Raw genomic sequence first — 15,732 nt, 5'->3', positions numbered from 1 at the left:
GCCGACAAACGCGTTCGCCACGAACGCGTCTGTCACGAACGCGTTTGCCACGAACATGTTCGTCGCCCTACGCTCCTCCCATCCACGGCGCACCCGCGCCGAACCGGGGAGGCATCCATCGCCATGTCCACACAACGCCGTCAACGCCGTATCGCCATCGTCGGAGCAGGGCCGGGAGGGCTGACGCTGGCGCGCGTCCTGCACGTCCACGGCATCCCCTCGACCGTCTACGAGCTGGACACGTCGGCGACCGCACGCGACCAGGGCGGCACGCTGGACCTGGACGAGGAGTCCGGCCAGCGGGCGCTGCTGCACGCCGGGCTGCTCGAGGAGTTCCGGCCGCTGAGCCGTCCCGAGGGCGGGGAACTGCGCCTGCTCGGCAAGGACGCCGACGTCGGCTTCCACATCCCCCCGCCGCAGGACGGTGACGGCAACCACCGTCCCGAGATCGACCGCAGAGTGCTGAAGGAGCTGCTGCTGGGGTCGCTGCCGGAGGGGACCGTCCGCTGGGGCCAGAAGGTGAAGGCGGTCGCCATCGGCGCGGCGGGGCGGCCCACGCTCACCCTGGCCGACGGCACGACCGTCGCGGCGGATGTGCTGGTCGGCGCGGACGGGGCGTGGTCCAGGGTCCGGCCCCTGCTGTCCGACGCCGATCCGGTCTACACCGGAGTGTCATTCGTCGACGGCCTCCTGAACGACGTGGACACCCGGCACCCGGCCGTCGCCGAACTCGTGGGCCGGGGCTCGATGTTCGCCCTCGCGGACGAGAAGGGGCTGTTCGCCCAGCGCAACGGCGGCGGCCGGATCCGCGTCTACATCGCGGTCAAGACGCCGGAGGAGTGGAGCCGTTCGGCCCTCAACGACCCGGCGGATCCGGCGGCGACCAGGAAGCGGCTGCTGGACCTCTTCCCCGACTGGGACGAGGGGCTGCGCGCGCTGATCGCCGACAGCGACGGCCCGCTCGTCCACCGGCCCATCCACGCCCTGCCCACCGGCCACCGCTGGGACCGGGTTCCCGGCGTCACGCTCCTGGGCGACGCCGCCCATCTGATGTCCCCCTTCGCCGGGGCGGGCGCCAACCTCGCCATGCTCGACGGCGCGGAACTCGCCCTCGCCCTGGCCGCCCACGACGACCCGGAGACGGCGCTGAACGCGTACGAGACAGCCATGTTCCCGCGCGCCGAGGCGGCGGCCACGCAATCGGCCGCCCACCTCGTCGACTTCTTCCAGCCGGACGCCCTGCGGATCCTGCGGGACGCCTTCACCACGATGACCGCCGGAGGTGCGGACCGATGAGCACGCCCACCGAATTCACCGAACTCACGGGATCCACAGGATCCACTGTCGAGCCCTACCCCGGTCTGCCCCTGACGGTGCGGGACGTGGGCGCGGGCCGCCCCGTGCTCGTCCTGCACGGCGGCGCCGGACCCGCCAGTGTGAGCGGAGTGGTGGACCACTTCGCCGCCACCTCCCGGGTACTGGCGCCGACCCACCCGGGCTGGGAGGACACCCCGCGGCCCGAGTGGTTCACGGGCGTGGACGACCTCGTCGAGACGTATCTGGATCTGCTGGACGACCGCGATCTGCGCGATGTCCTGGTCCTCGGCAGCTCCTTCGGCGGCTGGATCGCCGCGGAGATGGCCGTGCGGGACCGTGGCCGCCGCATCGGCGGGCTGGTCGTCATGGGCGCGTTCGGACCGCGGCTCGAGGGGCACGAGGTGCGATTCCCCACGGCCCCGCCCGGCCCGCCGCCCGGTGAGGGCTCCGGGCCCGCCCAGGGCCCCCGACCCGGGGCAGGCTCCGGCGCACCGGCGCCGCGCCCGGGGCCCTCGCCCGCGGCACTCCAGGCGCTGGCCGCCTACGTCGGGCCGGCGAAGTCCGACCCGAAGCTGCTGCACCGGCTCGCCCGGGTGACGGTGCCCGCCCTCGCGGTGTGGGGGGAAGACGACACCGTCGTCCCGCCCGACTACGGCCGCGCGTACGCCGCCGCCATCCCCGGGGCGCGCTTCGAGCTGATCCCGGGCGCGGGCCACCTCCCCACCCGGGAGGCCCCGGAGGTCACGTTCGCCGCTATCGACGCGTTCCTGGACGCCGCCGGGCGGTAACGGCCGAACCGGATCTCAGCGGGGGCGTCCCAGCTCCTTGCGGAAGAGCTCCAGCACATTGCCGCCGAGGATCTTCTCGATGTCCGCCTCCGGGAGGCCCCTTCGGACCAGCGCCTCGGTCACCAGAGGCAGTCCGCGGGGGCCTTCGAGGCCGGGGACCACCAGCCGGGCGTACTCGACGTCCTCGCAGCAGGGCGGGGTGGTGTCATCGCTGACCTCCTTGATGAAGTCCGGCCCAAGACCCACATGCCCGACGCCGATCACCTCGGCGATGTGGACGATGTGATCGGCCAGCCGGTCCACCGTACGGTCGGCCGGGGCGGTGGCCAGGAACTCGCCGAGGAAGTTGACGCACACCGTGCCGCCGGTGGCCGCGATGCCGCGCAGCTGCTCGTCGGTGAGGTTGCGATGGTGATCCAGCAGGGCGCGGGCGGAGGAGTGGGTGGCCATCACCGGGCGGGTGGCCAGCTCCAGCACATGGGCCACCCCGGAGGCGCCGAGATGGGAGACGTCGAAGAGGATGCCCAGACGCTCCATCTCCTTCAGCGCCCGGACCCCGGCCTCGGTGAGCCGACTTCCGGTGGCGTCCTCACCGCTGCCGTCGGCCAGGGCGGTACGGCCCCAGTGGGCGAGCGAGGCGATGCGCACCCCGAGGCGGTGGAGGGTAGGGAGGAGCTCGACGTTGGCGTCCAGCCCGGGGGCGCTCTCCAGCGCCAGCACCAGGGCGATCCGGCCGTCGGCGAGCGCGGCGTCGATGTCGTCGCCGTCCAGGCACAGCCGTACCTCGTCGGCGTTGCCCTCGGCGAGGGTGTGGGCGCACTCGATCATCCGCAGCGTCTCGCGCAACGCGCCCTCGGGGCGGAACCGGTCGTCGATGAAGACCGGGAGCACCTGGAGATTCACCCCGCCCTCGCGCAGTTGCGGCAGCCAGCGCTCCCGGAAGTAGCCCGCCCAGCGGTGGGGTGGGCGGGCGGTGACGGCGATCAGCAGGTCGTTGTGGGCGTCGGCGACGACGGCGCGGTGGTGAAGTGCACGGCTCATACGGACGACGGTGGCCTTTCGTGTGAGCGGGACCCCGGGGGCCGGGGTTGGCGGCGGTCATCGTGGCGTACGGGCCGCCCGGCGGTCCACGGATTTTCGTCTGGCGGACGGGGATCGGCCCACGGCGCGGGGTGCGCGGGCCGGCCGTGATCGCCGTCGGTACGGTCCGCTCCCGCCTCTCCCGGGCCCGCGCCAAGCCGCGCTCAGCCGATGCGCACAGCGCCCGACGGGCAGGTGTCTGCTGCCTCCTCGACGGTCTCGCGCCGGGCCTCGCCGGGGTACTCCTGCAACACCAGGACGAGGCCCTCGTCCTCGTCCTGGTCGAATACATCGGGAGCGGCGAATACGCACTGACCCGCTCCGACACAGACCTCTCGGTCTCCGGTCACGTGCATCGTGGGCTCCGTTCTCACCAGGTGACAATCAGTTCGTCCACGCCCTGAATGGTGTCGGCGCGACGGGGCCGCAGTTCCGTCGCCGGGGTACCGAGCCGCAGCGTGGGGAAGCGTTCGAAGAGCAGTGGCAGCGCGATCTGCAGTTCGAGCCGCGCGAGGTTCTGCCCGAGGCACTGGTGCACGCCGTAGCCGAACGTGTTGTGCTTGCGCGAGTCCCGGTGAATGTCGAACTCTTCCGGCCCGGGGAACATCGCGGGATCGAAGTTCGCCGGCCCGTTCGGGATCAGCACCCCTTCGCCCGCACGGATGCGCTGGCCTGCGATGTCGATGTCCGCCGTGGCCACCCGAGCCCCTGCGGTGTCCGCGACGGAGGTGTAGCGCAGCAGTTCCTCGACGACGCCGGGCACCACATCGGGGTTGGCGCGGAACTCGGCGAGCTGATCGGGGTGTTCCAGCAGCATCAGGGTGCCCAGGGTGATCACGTTCGCGGTGGTCTCATGGCCCGCGACCAGAAGCAACACCGCGATACCCGTAAGGTAGTCCCGGGGCAGCTCGCCGCGGGCGAGTTCACCGTTGGCCAGCCTGCTGACCAGGCCGGGCCGCGGGTTCTCGATCGCGGCATCGACCAGCGAGTCCAGGTATTCCAACAGCTCTCTGCGGGCGACGCCGGCTCCCTCCGCGGTGGCGCTGCGCATCATCCGCCTGCTCGCGTCCTCGAAGAACTCGTGATCGGAGTACGGCACCCCGAGCACTTCGCAGATCACCAGGGACGGGATCGGCAGCGCGTAGTTGACGACCAGATCTGCGGACGGGCCGGCCGTGCACAGCTGCTCGGCGGCCCGTTCCGTGATCTTTTCGATCTTCGGGCGCAATTCATTCATCCGCTTGACGGTGAACTCGGGAATGGTCATGCGCCGGTAGTGGCCATGTTCCGGCGGGTCCATACCGATGAACGCGGGCGGCTGCTCGCGAGCGGCGGCCCCGCGTGACGAGATCAGCGGGAAGTTCGGGTCGGTTCGGTTGGACGAGAGCCGCGGATCGCTGAGCAGCGCGCGGGCCTCTGCGTACCGCGTGACCACCCAGCCGAGCTTGCCGTCGTAGAGCTCGACGCGGTGCAGCGGCCCCTGCGCGGTCAGTTCGGTGTAGCCGTGCGGCGGACGGTACGGGCAGGTACGGACCTGCGGGAAGGTAATCGTCTCTTCCATGTGGCACCTCAAGCGTGGGCAAATTTAGAGAACGTATCGTTCCCTAAAGGCCACAGTAGGCTTCTGGAACCGGCGAGCGCAACGCATTACCGTAAGCAGGCATGAGCAGCGCGACCGATCACCGCCGGGGGCCACGCAGGCGTGGCGCCGAGTTGGAGGACGCGATCCTTCGCGCGGCGCGTGAGGGTCTGATCGAACGTGGCTATGCGGCGCTGACCATGGACTGGATCGCCAGTAGGGCGCGCACCAGCAAGGCCGCGCTGTACCGCAGGTGGAGCAACCGTGCCGAGCTCGTGGTGTACGCGCAAGGGCAGCTGGTCCGCTCGCTGTTGTCCACGCCGGACACCGGGTCCTTCGCCTCGGACATGCACACGCTGCTACGTTCGCTCGCCGACCTGATGGATTCCGAGTACGGCGAGCTGCTTCGCGGAGTGCTCGCGGAGGTGACGAAGAACCCGGAACTTGCCGCCGAGACACGAAGGCAGCTCCTCGCGACGGGGCCATACCTGGTCGACGAGATCTACCAGCGCGGGATCGAGCGTGGTGAGGTGCGCCCCGAACTGCGGGGCACGCGTGCCATGACCGTCGCACACGACCTACTGCGCAACGAGTTCGTGATCCGCGGGACGCCGATCACGGACGCCGTGATCAAGGACATCCTCGACACCATCTACCTGCCACTGGTGCGGGTCCAGTAAATGTGAGCGCCGGGGGCGAGGGCCGGTCGCCGAGGAGGGTGATCCCCGCCGGCACCGGCAGGCCCACCGCCGTGACATCGCTGACCGGCACCACGACGCTCATCGGCCCCTGGTTCATCGACCAGTAGAGGCATGCCACGCCCACCCCGGTGCCGAGGCCCGAGAGCGCGGAGGCGACGGCCAGCAGCTCACCCATGGTCCGTGCGGGCCCCGTCCTCGGCCGCCGCACGGGCGGCCGGCTGTGCGGCGGCCGCCCGGTCCGCGGCCCCGACCGGGCACTCCACGCCGTCCGGGGTGCAGGCGGTCCGGTCGCACAGCCGGCACATCCGGTCGGCCGAGCCGCTGCCCTGGTAGAGCCCGTCGAGCAGCTTGGCCAGCAGTGCGCCGAGGTCGCGGACCTCCGTCTCGCCGAGGCCGTCCAGCACCCCGGTGAGCTGGGAGGTGCGCGAGGTCAGCAGCCGGTCCGCGGTCCGCCGGCCCTTGGCGGTGGGGTGGACCCCGGTCCAGTTGCCGATTCCGCGCCGCCGCTCGACCAGTGCGTCCCGCTCCAGCCCGTCGACCATGCGCACCGCCGCGGACTGGGTGAGCCCCACCCGGCGGCCGAGTTCGGTCACGCTCACCCCGGGGCCGGCGCGGAGCACGATGAGCGCGGCGGCCGCGCTCATGCTCAGGCGGGACGCGGCGGCCGGGGCGCCGAGCAGATCGTCGGTGATCGCCAGCGCCGTGGCCCCCAGCAGATTCGCTACGCGTTCCCTCTCATCATGCATGAGTCATGCATACCCGCATGGGCTGATTCCATGCACCACCCGGCGGGGTGAGAGGATCGGGGCGGGACGGCCCGAGGGAGGAGGCGGGAGATGTCGGTGGAGATCACCTGGTGGGGGCATGCCACCGCGACCGTGCGGGACTCCGGTGTGCGAGTGCTGACCGACCCCCTCTTCGTACGGCGGCTGGCCCATCTGCGGCGCCGCCGGGGAGCCGTGCCACCGGCCGCCGCGGCGGTGGCGGACGTGGCGCTGGTCTCGCATCTGCACGCCGACCATCTGCACCTCGGCTCGCTGGCCAAGCTGCTGCCCGGCACCCGGCTGATGGTGCCGCGCGGGGCCGGGCGGGCGGTGTCCGGGCTGCGGCGGGTGGTCGCGGCGCGGGGGCTGCGGGTGACCGAGATGGCGCCGGGGGACGTGTGCGTGGTCGGCGAGGTGCGCATCCGGGCGGTACCGGCCGCGCACGACGGGCGGCGGCTGCCGTACGGGCCGAGCCGGGTGCCCGCGCTGGGGTATGTGCTGAGCGGCGAATCGACCACGTATTTCGCGGGGGACACCGGGCTGTTCGACGGGATGGCGGAGACGGTGGGCGCGTGCGATGTGGCGCTGCTTCCGGTGGGCGGCTGGGGGCCGTACCTCGGCCCCGGCCATCTCGACGCGGGCCGCGCGGCCCAGGCGCTGGCGCGGCTGGGGGCGCGCTGCGCGGTGCCGGTGCACTACGGGACGTACTGGCCGATCGGGATGGACGCGATCCGTCCGCATGAATTCCACGCCCCGGGCGACGACTTCGTGCGCCACGCCGGACAGCTCGCCCCCGACACGGTGGTGCACCGGCTGGTGCACGGGGAGTGCGTGCGGCTGGAGCCCGCCAGGTGATAGGGGATCTCGCGGATCTGGCGGATCTGGCGCGGAGCGTGCCGTCCGAGTCGACACAGCAGGCGGTGGGGTACCCCTCGCTGTACCTGCTGGTGGTGTTCGGGTCACTGGTGCCGGTGATACCCACCGGGGCGGTGGTCTCCTCGGCCGCGGTGGTCGCCATCCACCAGACCGCTCCCCCGCTGTCACTGCTGGTGGTCTTCGGAGTGGCCTCGCTGGCGGCCTTCTCCGGCGACGTGATGCTGTACTGGCTCGGACGGCGCGGAGTGCGCTCGAAGAACGGCTCGCGGTGGCTGGAGCGGATCCACGACCACGCGGCGCCGGAACGGCTGGACCAGGCACAGGCCCGGCTGAACGAGCACGGGGTGGCGGTTCTGGTGCTGTCCCGGCTGATCCCGGCCGGGCGGATACCGGTGATGCTGGCCTGCCTGCTGGCGCGCTGGCCACTGCGGAGGTTCGCCCGGGGCGCCGGACCCGCGGCGCTGGCCTGGGCGGTGACGTATCAGCTGATCGGGATCCTGGGCGGCTCGCTCTTCCCCGAGCCGTGGGAGGGCGTGGCGGCGGCCGTGGTCCTGACGGTGGTGATCAGCACGGCCCCCGCGCTGTGGCGCCGCCTGCGCCGCCGTACGGCGGGCGACGCCCGGAGCGAAGCCGCAAGCTGACCACACCACCCTGATCGGGCTTCTCCCGCGTGCCGGGTTACTCGCTGTCGCGGCGCGGGGTTCCGGGCGCTCCCGGCTGTGCGTGGCGTCAGCGTGCGAACTTTTCGATGGCCGCTGGGGTGACGGGGGTGAAGAAGTTGACGAGGTTGCCGTCGGGGTCACGGAACAGCAGCGACCGGTTGCCCCAGGGCATCGTGGTGGGCTCGGTGACGAAGTCGGTGACGAAGCCGGTCAGGTTCTGGTGAACGCGGTCCACGTCGTCGACGAGGAACTCGGTGATCACGCTGTGGTTGTCCGCCGGGCGGGCAGAGCCCGGGGCGAACAGCGGGACGGTGCGGACGCCGGCGATCGCGAGGGTGGCGCCCGCGGTCCTGAGTTCGGCGAAGTCCTCGGTGGCCCACGTCGCCCGCGCCCCTGTGGCCCGCTCGTAGAACTCGACGAGGCGCGCCACGTCGCCGGTGATGATGCGGATCGAGACGAAGTCCATGGGAATCTCCTTGGCTGTGCTGGAGGCGTGCACGACGCAGGCTAGGAGAAATAGTGGACAGAATCGGTCCTGTATTCGCGTTAGGCTGCGAACATGCCTCGACCAACCGCCCGCGTGCTGACACTCCTGGAGCTGCTGCAGTCGGGCGGCACCCGGACGGTGGCCGAACTCGCCGGCCGGCTCGGCGTCGAAGGGCGCACCGTGCGGCGGTATGTGCACCAGCTGATCGACCTGGACGTGCCCGTGGAATCGGTGCGCGGCCGCTATGGCGGGTACCGGCTCGCCTCCGGGTACCGCCTGCCTCCGCTCATGCTCAGCGACGACGAGGCGCTGGCCGTGCTGCTCGGCCTGGTCGCCGGCCGCCGGTCAGGGTTGACGACGACGGAGCACACGGCGAGCGAGACGGCGTCGGCGAAGATCCGGCGGGTGCTGCCCAAGCACATCGCCCGTCGGCTCGACACACTCCTGGAAGCTCTCGCCTTCACGGATCAGCCCGGTGATTTCGACACCCCGGACGCCGGGGTCCTGCTCACCATCGCCGACGCGGTGCGCCACCGCCGACCGGTCTCGATCCGCTACACCGACCGTGACGGACGGCACAGTGAACGCACGCTGCACGCGTACGGGGTCGTCGCCCATGCGGGCCGGTGGTACGTCACGGGCGAGGACGCCCGGATCGCCGAGGACCGAACCTTCCGGCTCGATCGCATCGCGGACGCGCGGACCCTGCCCGGCTCATTCGAAGCGCCCGTAGGCGCCGGTCCGGCACAGCGCGTGTTGTCAGGGTTCGCCACGGCCGGGTACCGGCATGAGGTGACCTTGCGGGTCCACGGGACGGCCGGGCAGATCCGCGCCCACCTTCCCGCCAGTGTGGCGAGCCTGGAGGAGTACGCGCCCGTGGCAGGCGAGGACCGGGCGACCGAGCGCTGGCTGCGCGTCGAGCTGCGGGCGGAGCGGCTGGACTGGTTGCCTCCGGTACTCGCCTCACTCGACCGGCCGTTCGTCATCGAGCGCCCCGATGAACTGCGCGACCTCGTCACCGCGCTCGCCGGTCGCCTCGCGTCCTGCGCCCGCCAAGCCTGACAGCGAGGAACCAACGTCATGAGATGGCGCATCAGGCGTCCTTGGCCGGGGACCAGGGCGAGCCCGATGAACAGCCGTCCCCGGCCCGGCGCCCGGCGCCGCGTCCCACGGCCCCGGGCGGGTGGCACCCGGAACTGGGGTGGCGTCCGGACACCGATGGCTTCCGGGAAGAGCGGGGTCAGCCGTCCAGCCGCAGAACCTCTCGCAGCGCACGCGTCATCGCGGCTTCCGGATCGGGGACCGAGCGCTCCGCCCGCCAGGCGACGAAGCCGTCGGGGCGGACCAGGACCGCTCCGTCGGGAGCGGTGCCGTGGAGTTCGGCCCAGTCCATGCCCGGTTCTGGGGCGAGTTCATGGTCCGGGCCATCGCCCACCCGGTAGCAGTCCAGGGGGACGCCGAGCGCGTCGGCGGTGCGGCGGCCGGCCTCGTGCCAGGCGGCGCCGCCCGGCCCGGTGAGCAGCACACAGGTGCGCTCGTACAGATCGAGGGTGGACAGCCGCACCCCGCAGCGGTGCACCCACATATGGGGCGCGCGGCTGCCGGGCTCGGCCGAGACCGTGAAGTGGTCGGGGACCGCGGGGGCTGAGGGGTCGGCGCCCGCGACCGCGCCCCGCACATAGCGGTAGCCCATGGCGACGGCCATGACGTTGGACTGCGGGCCCTGGCCCTCGGTGGCGGGCGCCGAGTAGCCGGGGTGGCTGTGTTCGGCCGAACGGGCGGCGGCGCGGGCGCTGGTGGCCTGGGCGACCGGCCGCCGCTCCATGCCGTAGGTCTCCAGCAGCGCGGGGCCCGCCCAGCCGCCCATGACGGCGGCGAGCTTCCACGCCAGGTTGTGGGCGTCCTGGATTCCGGTGTTGGAGCCGAAGGCGCCGGTGGGCGACATCTCGTGCGCGGAGTCCCCGGCGAGGAAGACCCGGCCGTCGGAGTAGTGGTCCGCGACCCGCTCGGCCGCGTGCCAGGGGGCCTTTCCGGTGACCTCGACCTCCAGGTCGGGCATGCCGACGGCGGTACGGATGTGCTGGGCGCAGCGCTCGTCGTCGAACGCCTCCAGCGGTTCGCCCTGCTCGGGGTGCCAGGGGGCGTGGAAGACCCAACTCTCCTGGTTGTCGACGGGCAGCAGCGCCCCGTCGGCCTCGGGGTTGGTGAGGTAGCAGGCGATGAAGTGGCGGTCCCCGACCGCGTCCGCGAGCCGCTTGGCGCGGAAGGTGATGGACACGTTGTGGAACAGCTCACCGCGTCCGCTCTGCCCGATGCCAAGGGCCTCGCGCACCGGGCTGCGGGGGCCGTCGGCGGCGATGAGGTAGTCGGCGCGGACCGTGGAGCGCCGCTCGGACCTGCGGTCCAGGAGGGTGGCGGTGACGCCGTCCGCGTCCTGCTCGAAGGAGATCAGCTCGGTGGAGAACCGCAGCTCGCCACCGAGCCCCTGGGCCGCGTTCAGCAGCACCGGCTCCAGGTCGTTCTGGCTGCACAGGCACCATCCGGCGGGGCTGATCCGGGCGGCCCTGCCACCCGGGTCCATCTCCCGGAAGAGCCAGTTGCCCTCCGTACCGGTGAGGGACGGAGTCTGCAGGATTCCGTGGTTGTCGGCCAGGACGGACGCGGCCTCGCGGATCGCGGACTCCACTCCGGCGGTGCGGAACAGTTCCATCGTCCGGATGTTGTTCCCCCGTCCGCGCGGGTGGTGCGAGGTGCGCGGGTGTTTCTCGACCAGCAGATGACCGATCCCCAGTCGGCCCAGGAACAGTGAGGCGGACAGGCCCACCAGGGAGCCGCCCGCGATGAGGACGGGCACACGCTCAGCATTGTCGGCAAGACGGTTCATTTTGCTGCTATGCCCGCTGTTTCCGGGCTGCTCCGGGGCGCTGACCAGGCGTTCGCTCGGATGGCTCACATATCTCGCGCCATTGGTGGGAGCGCTCCACGATCGTCTAACGGGCGGGTGTCCTCGATGCCCGGAAGGACGCGTCCGCGAAATAAGGAGTGAAATATGAGCACCCTGTCCGACATGCCGGAGACCACGGTGAACCAGTCGCCGACGACCGTGGAATCCGCTCTCACGGACACCAGATTGCGCGTCGTGTTGCTGGTGCAGGTCAACAGCGGTGCCGAACAGCGATTTCTCCGTGCCTACGATCAGCTGTCCCAGCAGGTGGCCGCGGTACCCGGGCACATCAGCGACCAGCTGTGCCAGTCGATCGAGAACCCCTCGCAGTGGCTGATCACCAGCGAATGGGAAAGCGCCCCTCCGTTCCTCGCCTGGGTGGACTCCCCCGCGCACCGGGAGATGGTCAAGCCCTTCCACGGCTGTGTGGAGGACACCCGCTCACTGCGGTTCAGCATCCTGCGGGAGACCCTGACCGCCGGGTCCGCGCCGGTCGATGTGACCACCCGGGGCGTCGACGCCGCGCTACGGGTCGGTGACGGGCTGGTCCGGCAGGCGCTCACCTTCACCGTGAAGCCGGGCAGCGAGGATGCCGTCGCCAAGATCCTTACCGATTACGCCTCGCCCGAGGCCCGGGTCGACGAGACCACCCGGCTCTCCCGCACCTCGGTGTTCATGAGCGGCAACCGGGTGGTGCGGGCCGTGGAGGTCAAGGGCGATCTGACCGCGGCGCTGCGCTTCGTGGCCCGGCAGCCGGAGATCAGGGCCGCCGAGGAGGCCCTCAATCCGTATCTGGAGGAGGACCGCAACCTCGACGACCCCAGCTCGGCACGGGAGTTCTTCGCCCGCGCCTCGCTGCCGGTGGTCCACCACATGACGGCCGGCGGGCCGCGTCCCGCCCAGGGCGTCCACCGGCACGCCCTGCTCTACCCGGTCAAGACCGGCTGCGGCCCGGCGGTGGCCAGCCTGCTGGCCCGGCAGGACGAGCTCGCGGTGAACAAGGAGATGACCGCGGAGCAGACCGCCAAGACCCTGCTGAGCAGCACCATCTTCCAGCGTGACGACATCGTGGTGCGGCTGGTGGACCTGGCCGTGCCGCTGGACCGGAACCCCGCCATGGCGGCCGGTGTGAGCGGCCGGCGGGCCGCCGCCGTGCTGGGCCGCCTGCTGGACCTCGGGGCGGACGGGGCGGTGGTCGACCTGTCCATGGACGACGGGCAGCGCCGCTTCCTCGCCGACTGCGACATGGCCCCGGTCACCGACCGCAAGTCGGCGGACCACTGACGACGTCTCTCCCCCTTCGCACCTTTCCACCCCCGTGGCGCGGACCGCGCAACGCTACCTGGAGGAACTCATCATGACCACGCAGTCCCCTCTCGTCGTCGACCTCGCCGCGGTCGCCCCCAACCGCCGGCGCGGTGGCGATGTGCGCGCCATGCTCACACCGCCTCTGGTGGGCGCCACGAGCGGCTTCATGGGGATGGCCATCGTGGGGCCCGGTGAACGGGTCGCCGAGCACTACCACCCGTACTCCGAGGAGTTCGTGTACGTCGTCAGCGGCGACATGGAGGTGGACCTGGACGGCGAGCCGCATCCGCTCCGCCCCGACCAGGCGATCCTGATCCCCATCAACATGCGGCACCGGTTCCGCAATGTGGGGAGCACCGAGGCCCGGATGGTCTTCCACCTCGGGCCCCTGGCGCCGCGCCCCGAGCTCGGCCACGTGGACACGGAGGCCGCCGAACCCGCCGAGGCGACGTCGTGACCCGACGGGTGGTGGTCACCGGGCTCGGTGTCGTCGCCCCCGGGGGTGTGGGCGTCCCGGCGTTCTGGGACATGCTCACCGCGGGCCGTACGGCCACCCGCAACATCACGCTCTTCGACGCGGAGCGGTTCCGCTCCCGGATCGCCGCCGAATGCGACTTCGACCCGCTGGCCCGCGGTCTGAGCTTCGAGCAGATCGAACGCTCCGACCGCTATGTGCAGTTCGCGCTGGTGGCGGCCCAGGAGGCGGTACGGGACTCCGGTCTCGACCTCCAGGCGCTCAACCCCTGGCGGATAGGGGTTTCGCTGGGCAGCGCGGTCGCCGCCTCCACCCGGCTGGAGCAGGACTACGTCAAGGTGAGCGACGCCGGTGAGCACTGGGATGTGGACCACCGCAAGGCGGGTCCGCACCTTCAGCACGCGTTCTCGCCGAGCGCGCTGTCCTCCGGGGTGGCGGAGCTGACCGGGGCGCAGGGCCCGGTGCAGTCCGTCTCCACCGGCTGCACCTCCGGTCTGGACGCGATCGGATACGCCTTCCAGGCGATCGAGGAGCGCCGGGCCGATGTGTGCGTCGCCGGGGCCGCGGACTCGCCGATCACCCCGCTGACCGTGGCCTGCTTCGACTCGATCAAGGCCACCTCGGCGAACAACGACAACGCGGCCACCGCGTCCCGGCCGTTCGACGCCCACCGGGACGGCTTCGTCCTCGGCGAGGGCGCCGCCGTGCTGATCCTGGAGGAGCTGGAGCACGCTCGGGCCCGAGGGGCGCGGGTCTACTGCGAGTTCCGGGGGTTCGCCACCTACGGCAACGCGTACCACATGACCGGTCTGACCCGTGAGGGTCTTGAGATGTCCGAGGCGATCGACCACGCGCTCGGCCACGCCCGGGTCAACAGCTCCGAGGTCGACTACGTCAACGCGCACGGCTCGGGCACCAAGCAGAACGACCGCCATGAGACGGCGGCCGTGAAGCGGTCCCTGGGCGAGCACGCGTACAAGACCCCCATGAGCTCGATCAAGTCCATGGTGGGCCATTCCCTGGGGGCGATCGGCGCCATCGAGGTGGTCGCCTGCGCCATGGCCCTCGCCCATGGCGTGGTGCCGCCGACGGCCAACTACGAGACCCCCGACCCCGAATGCGACCTCGACTACGTCCCGCGCACCGCCCGCGCCCTCCCGCTGCGCAATGTGCTGTCGGTCGGCAGCGGATTCGGCGGCTTCCAGTCCGCGGTGGTGCTGAGCCGGGCGGACGGGAGTGCGGCATGACATCCGCGAAGAGCACCCGCAACCGGGGCGCGGCCGTCACGGGCCTCGGTGTGATCGCCCCGGGCGGAGTGGGCACCGACGCCTTCTGGAAGGCCACCCGGGAGGGGATCACCTTCCTGGACCGGATCTCCCGCGAGGGCAGTGAGCACTTCCCGGTCCGGATCGGCGGCCAGGTACGCGGCTTCGACCCGGGCTCGATGATCGAGGAGCGGTTCCTCGTCCAGACCGACCGCTTCACCCACTTCGCGATGGCCTCGGCCGATCTCGCGCTGGACGACGCCAAGCTGCCGGTGGACGACATGTCGCCGTTCGCCGTGGGCGTGGTGACCGCCGCCGGCTCCGGGGGCGGTGAGTTCGGCCAGCGCGAGCTGCAGCAGCTGTACGGCAAGGGGCCGCGCTATGTGGGCCCGTACCAGTCCATCGCCTGGTTCTACGCGGCCAGCACCGGCCAGGTCTCCATCCGCGGCGGGTTCAAGGGCCCCTGCGGAGTGGTGGCGAACGACGAGGCCGGCGGTCTGGACGCGCTCGCGCACGCCCGCCGGTCCATCCGGCGGGGGGCGGACGCGGTGGTGGCGGGCGCCTCCGAGGCGTCGCTGGCGCCGTACTCCATCGTCTGCATGCTCGGCTGGGACGAGCTCAGCCGGGCCCGCGACGCGGGCCGGGCCTATCTGCCGTTCACCGAGGACGCCTGTGGATTCGCGCCCGGGGAGGGCGGGGCGATGCTGGTCGTGGAGGAGGAGGGGGCCGCCCGGCGCCGCGGGGTGCGGATCCGGGGCTTCATCGCCGGTTACGGCTCGACCTTCACCGGGCCGTCCCGGTGGGAGCGGTCCCGGGAGGGGCTCGCCCAGGCCATCCGCGTGGCCCTGGAGGACGCGGAGTGCGCGCCGGAGGAGATCGACGTGGTCTTCGCCGACGCGCTGGGGGTGCCCGAGGCGGACCGCGCCGAGGCGCTGGCGATCGCCGACGCCCTCGGGCCGCACGGCACCCGGGTCCCGGTGACCGCGCCGAAGACCGGCTTCGGCCGGGTGCACTGCGCGGCTCCCACGCTGGACGTGGCGGCCGCGCTGCTCTCCATGGAGCACCGCGTGGTGCCTCCGACCCCGTACGTCACCGACGTCTGCCATGACCTCGACCTCGTCACCCGCAGCTCCCGCCCCGCCGAGCCGCGGACGGCGCTGGTGCTCAGCAGAGGACTCATGGGTTGCAACGCGGCGCTCGTGCTCCGCGGACCGGAAGGAGATTACTGATGTCCAGTCAACTGTCCTACGGGGAGCTGGCCACGCTGATGAAGCGGTGCGCCGGACTCACCGTCGACCCGGACATGATGCGGACCCGGCCGGACTCCACCTTCGAGGAGTACGGCCTGGACTCGCTCGGTCTGCTCGCCATCGTGGGCGAGCTGGAGAACCGGTACGGCTCCCCGATCGAACCGGGCGCCGAGAGCTGCAAGACCCCCGGTGACTTCCTCGACGTCATCAACACCTCACTTACCTCAGGAGCATGA

The 15,732-nt window shown here is 71.7% G+C and carries 17 protein-coding genes; 11 read left to right on the top strand and 6 right to left on the bottom strand.

Translation table 11 applies throughout. From position 1 onward, the window contains the following. Positions 1 to 123: 123 nt before the first annotated feature. Together J2Z30_RS10545 and J2Z30_RS10540 are read left to right on the top strand one after the other, a co-directional pair. Complete coding sequence (locus tag J2Z30_RS10545; RefSeq protein WP_044568991.1) at positions 124 to 1,296, top strand: FAD-dependent oxidoreductase; 1,173 nt, start codon at positions 124 to 126, stop codon at positions 1,294 to 1,296. Further along, a complete protein-coding gene (locus J2Z30_RS10540) occupies positions 1,293 to 2,105 on the top strand; it encodes an alpha/beta fold hydrolase (protein ID WP_078956562.1) in 813 nt (270 codons plus the stop codon). The genes J2Z30_RS10545 and J2Z30_RS10540 overlap by 4 nt, the downstream gene beginning before the upstream one ends. 15 nt (positions 2,106 to 2,120) lie before the next feature. Here J2Z30_RS10540 and J2Z30_RS10535 read toward each other — a convergent pair whose 3' ends face one another. The 3 genes from J2Z30_RS10535 to J2Z30_RS10525 form a co-directional block, all read right to left on the bottom strand. Continuing rightward, positions 2,121 to 3,146, bottom strand: a complete 1,026-nt coding sequence (locus J2Z30_RS10535; protein WP_044568992.1) for a dipeptidase — start codon at positions 3,144 to 3,146, stop codon at positions 2,121 to 2,123. A 203-nt stretch (positions 3,147 to 3,349) separates the two neighbouring features. Beyond that, positions 3,350 to 3,541: a ferredoxin gene (locus J2Z30_RS10530; protein ID WP_044568993.1), complete on the bottom strand. Its 192-nt coding sequence runs from the start codon at positions 3,539 to 3,541 to the stop codon at positions 3,350 to 3,352. A gap of 14 nt (positions 3,542 to 3,555) precedes the next feature. Beyond that, the gene (locus J2Z30_RS10525; RefSeq protein WP_044568996.1) at positions 3,556 to 4,746 is read right to left on the bottom strand and encodes a cytochrome P450; all 1,191 of its coding nucleotides are present in this window, start codon (positions 4,744 to 4,746) and stop codon (positions 3,556 to 3,558) included. Positions 4,747 to 4,847: 101 nt separating this feature from the next. On the opposite strand from J2Z30_RS10525, the gene J2Z30_RS10520 reads away from it, so the two are divergent. Then, complete coding sequence (locus J2Z30_RS10520) at positions 4,848 to 5,444, top strand: TetR/AcrR family transcriptional regulator (RefSeq protein ID WP_044568997.1); 597 nt, start codon at positions 4,848 to 4,850, stop codon at positions 5,442 to 5,444. 188 nt (positions 5,445 to 5,632) lie between these two features. Here the strand turns inward: J2Z30_RS10520 and J2Z30_RS10515 are convergent, their stop codons facing one another. Then, positions 5,633 to 6,211: a MarR family winged helix-turn-helix transcriptional regulator gene (locus J2Z30_RS10515; RefSeq protein WP_044568998.1), complete on the bottom strand. Its 579-nt coding sequence runs from the start codon at positions 6,209 to 6,211 to the stop codon at positions 5,633 to 5,635. 90 nt (positions 6,212 to 6,301) lie between these two features. Here J2Z30_RS10515 and J2Z30_RS10510 point away from each other — a divergent pair, with 90 nt between their 5' ends. Both J2Z30_RS10510 and J2Z30_RS10505 read left to right on the top strand, forming a co-directional pair. After that, entirely contained in the window at positions 6,302 to 7,084 is a 783-nt protein-coding gene (locus J2Z30_RS10510) for an MBL fold metallo-hydrolase (protein WP_044568999.1), read from the top strand. Next, positions 7,084 to 7,746, top strand: a complete 663-nt coding sequence (locus J2Z30_RS10505) for a DedA family protein (RefSeq protein WP_078957280.1) — start codon at positions 7,084 to 7,086, stop codon at positions 7,744 to 7,746. The genes J2Z30_RS10510 and J2Z30_RS10505 overlap by 1 nt, the downstream gene beginning before the upstream one ends. Positions 7,747 to 7,834: 88 nt before the next feature. Here the strand turns inward: J2Z30_RS10505 and J2Z30_RS10500 are convergent, their stop codons facing one another. Then, positions 7,835 to 8,233, bottom strand: coding sequence for a VOC family protein (locus tag J2Z30_RS10500; RefSeq protein WP_044569001.1), 399 nt, complete (start codon positions 8,231 to 8,233; stop codon positions 7,835 to 7,837). 93 nt (positions 8,234 to 8,326) lie between these two features. Between J2Z30_RS10500 and J2Z30_RS10495 the strand changes: the two genes are divergently transcribed. Continuing rightward, positions 8,327 to 9,316, top strand: a complete 990-nt coding sequence (locus tag J2Z30_RS10495; RefSeq protein WP_044569002.1) for a helix-turn-helix transcriptional regulator — start codon at positions 8,327 to 8,329, stop codon at positions 9,314 to 9,316. A 178-nt stretch (positions 9,317 to 9,494) separates the two neighbouring features. Here J2Z30_RS10495 and J2Z30_RS10490 read toward each other — a convergent pair whose 3' ends face one another. After that, complete coding sequence (locus J2Z30_RS10490) at positions 9,495 to 11,138, bottom strand: FAD-dependent oxidoreductase (protein WP_044569003.1); 1,644 nt, start codon at positions 11,136 to 11,138, stop codon at positions 9,495 to 9,497. A 165-nt stretch (positions 11,139 to 11,303) separates the two neighbouring features. Between J2Z30_RS10490 and J2Z30_RS10485 the strand changes: the two genes are divergently transcribed. The 5 genes from J2Z30_RS10485 (at position 11,304) to J2Z30_RS10465 (ending at position 15,732) form a co-directional block, all read left to right on the top strand. Then, positions 11,304 to 12,482, top strand: a complete 1,179-nt coding sequence (locus tag J2Z30_RS10485) for a SchA/CurD-like domain-containing protein (protein ID WP_044569004.1) — start codon at positions 11,304 to 11,306, stop codon at positions 12,480 to 12,482. Between the two features lie 73 nt (positions 12,483 to 12,555). After that, positions 12,556 to 12,963, top strand: a complete 408-nt coding sequence (locus J2Z30_RS10480; RefSeq protein WP_044581228.1) for a cupin domain-containing protein — start codon at positions 12,556 to 12,558, stop codon at positions 12,961 to 12,963. Then, positions 12,960 to 14,228 carry a beta-ketoacyl-[acyl-carrier-protein] synthase family protein gene (locus tag J2Z30_RS10475; protein WP_044569005.1) on the top strand — a complete coding sequence of 423 codons (1,269 nt, stop codon included), beginning with the start codon at positions 12,960 to 12,962 and terminating at the stop codon, positions 14,226 to 14,228. Before J2Z30_RS10480 ends, J2Z30_RS10475 begins: the two co-directional genes overlap by 4 nt. After that, positions 14,225 to 15,475 (top strand): ketosynthase chain-length factor, encoded by a 1,251-nt coding sequence (locus J2Z30_RS10470; protein ID WP_044569006.1) that lies wholly within the window; start codon positions 14,225 to 14,227, stop codon positions 15,473 to 15,475. Before J2Z30_RS10475 ends, J2Z30_RS10470 begins: the two co-directional genes overlap by 4 nt. Next, positions 15,475 to 15,732: an acyl carrier protein gene (locus J2Z30_RS10465; RefSeq protein WP_044569007.1), complete on the top strand. Its 258-nt coding sequence runs from the start codon at positions 15,475 to 15,477 to the stop codon at positions 15,730 to 15,732. Before J2Z30_RS10470 ends, J2Z30_RS10465 begins: the two co-directional genes overlap by 1 nt.

Source organism: Streptomyces iranensis, from assembly GCF_017874715.1.
Classification (GTDB): Bacteria; Actinomycetota; Actinomycetes; order Streptomycetales; family Streptomycetaceae; genus Streptomyces; species Streptomyces iranensis.
This window is presented reverse-complemented; position numbering and strand designations above follow the sequence as displayed.

Coding starts and splice junctions, on each gene's coding strand:
- J2Z30_RS10545 (WP_044568991.1), top strand. CDS start 124: ATGTCCACACAACGCCGTCAACGCCGTATCGCCATCGTCGGAGCAGGG.
- J2Z30_RS10540 (WP_078956562.1), top strand. CDS start 1,293: ATGAGCACGCCCACCGAATTCACCGAACTCACGGGATCCACAGGATCC.
- J2Z30_RS10535 (WP_044568992.1), bottom strand. CDS start 3,146: ATGAGCCGTGCACTTCACCACCGCGCCGTCGTCGCCGACGCCCACAAC.
- J2Z30_RS10530 (WP_044568993.1), bottom strand. CDS start 3,541: ATGCACGTGACCGGAGACCGAGAGGTCTGTGTCGGAGCGGGTCAGTGC.
- J2Z30_RS10525 (WP_044568996.1), bottom strand. CDS start 4,746: ATGGAAGAGACGATTACCTTCCCGCAGGTCCGTACCTGCCCGTACCGT.
- J2Z30_RS10520 (WP_044568997.1), top strand. CDS start 4,848: ATGAGCAGCGCGACCGATCACCGCCGGGGGCCACGCAGGCGTGGCGCC.
- J2Z30_RS10515 (WP_044568998.1), bottom strand. CDS start 6,211: ATGCATGATGAGAGGGAACGCGTAGCGAATCTGCTGGGGGCCACGGCG.
- J2Z30_RS10510 (WP_044568999.1), top strand. CDS start 6,302: ATGTCGGTGGAGATCACCTGGTGGGGGCATGCCACCGCGACCGTGCGG.
- J2Z30_RS10500 (WP_044569001.1), bottom strand. CDS start 8,233: ATGGACTTCGTCTCGATCCGCATCATCACCGGCGACGTGGCGCGCCTC.
- J2Z30_RS10495 (WP_044569002.1), top strand. CDS start 8,327: ATGCCTCGACCAACCGCCCGCGTGCTGACACTCCTGGAGCTGCTGCAG.
- J2Z30_RS10490 (WP_044569003.1), bottom strand. CDS start 11,138: ATGAACCGTCTTGCCGACAATGCTGAGCGTGTGCCCGTCCTCATCGCG.
- J2Z30_RS10485 (WP_044569004.1), top strand. CDS start 11,304: ATGAGCACCCTGTCCGACATGCCGGAGACCACGGTGAACCAGTCGCCG.
- J2Z30_RS10480 (WP_044581228.1), top strand. CDS start 12,556: ATGACCACGCAGTCCCCTCTCGTCGTCGACCTCGCCGCGGTCGCCCCC.
- J2Z30_RS10470 (WP_044569006.1), top strand. CDS start 14,225: ATGACATCCGCGAAGAGCACCCGCAACCGGGGCGCGGCCGTCACGGGC.
- J2Z30_RS10465 (WP_044569007.1), top strand. CDS start 15,475: ATGTCCAGTCAACTGTCCTACGGGGAGCTGGCCACGCTGATGAAGCGG.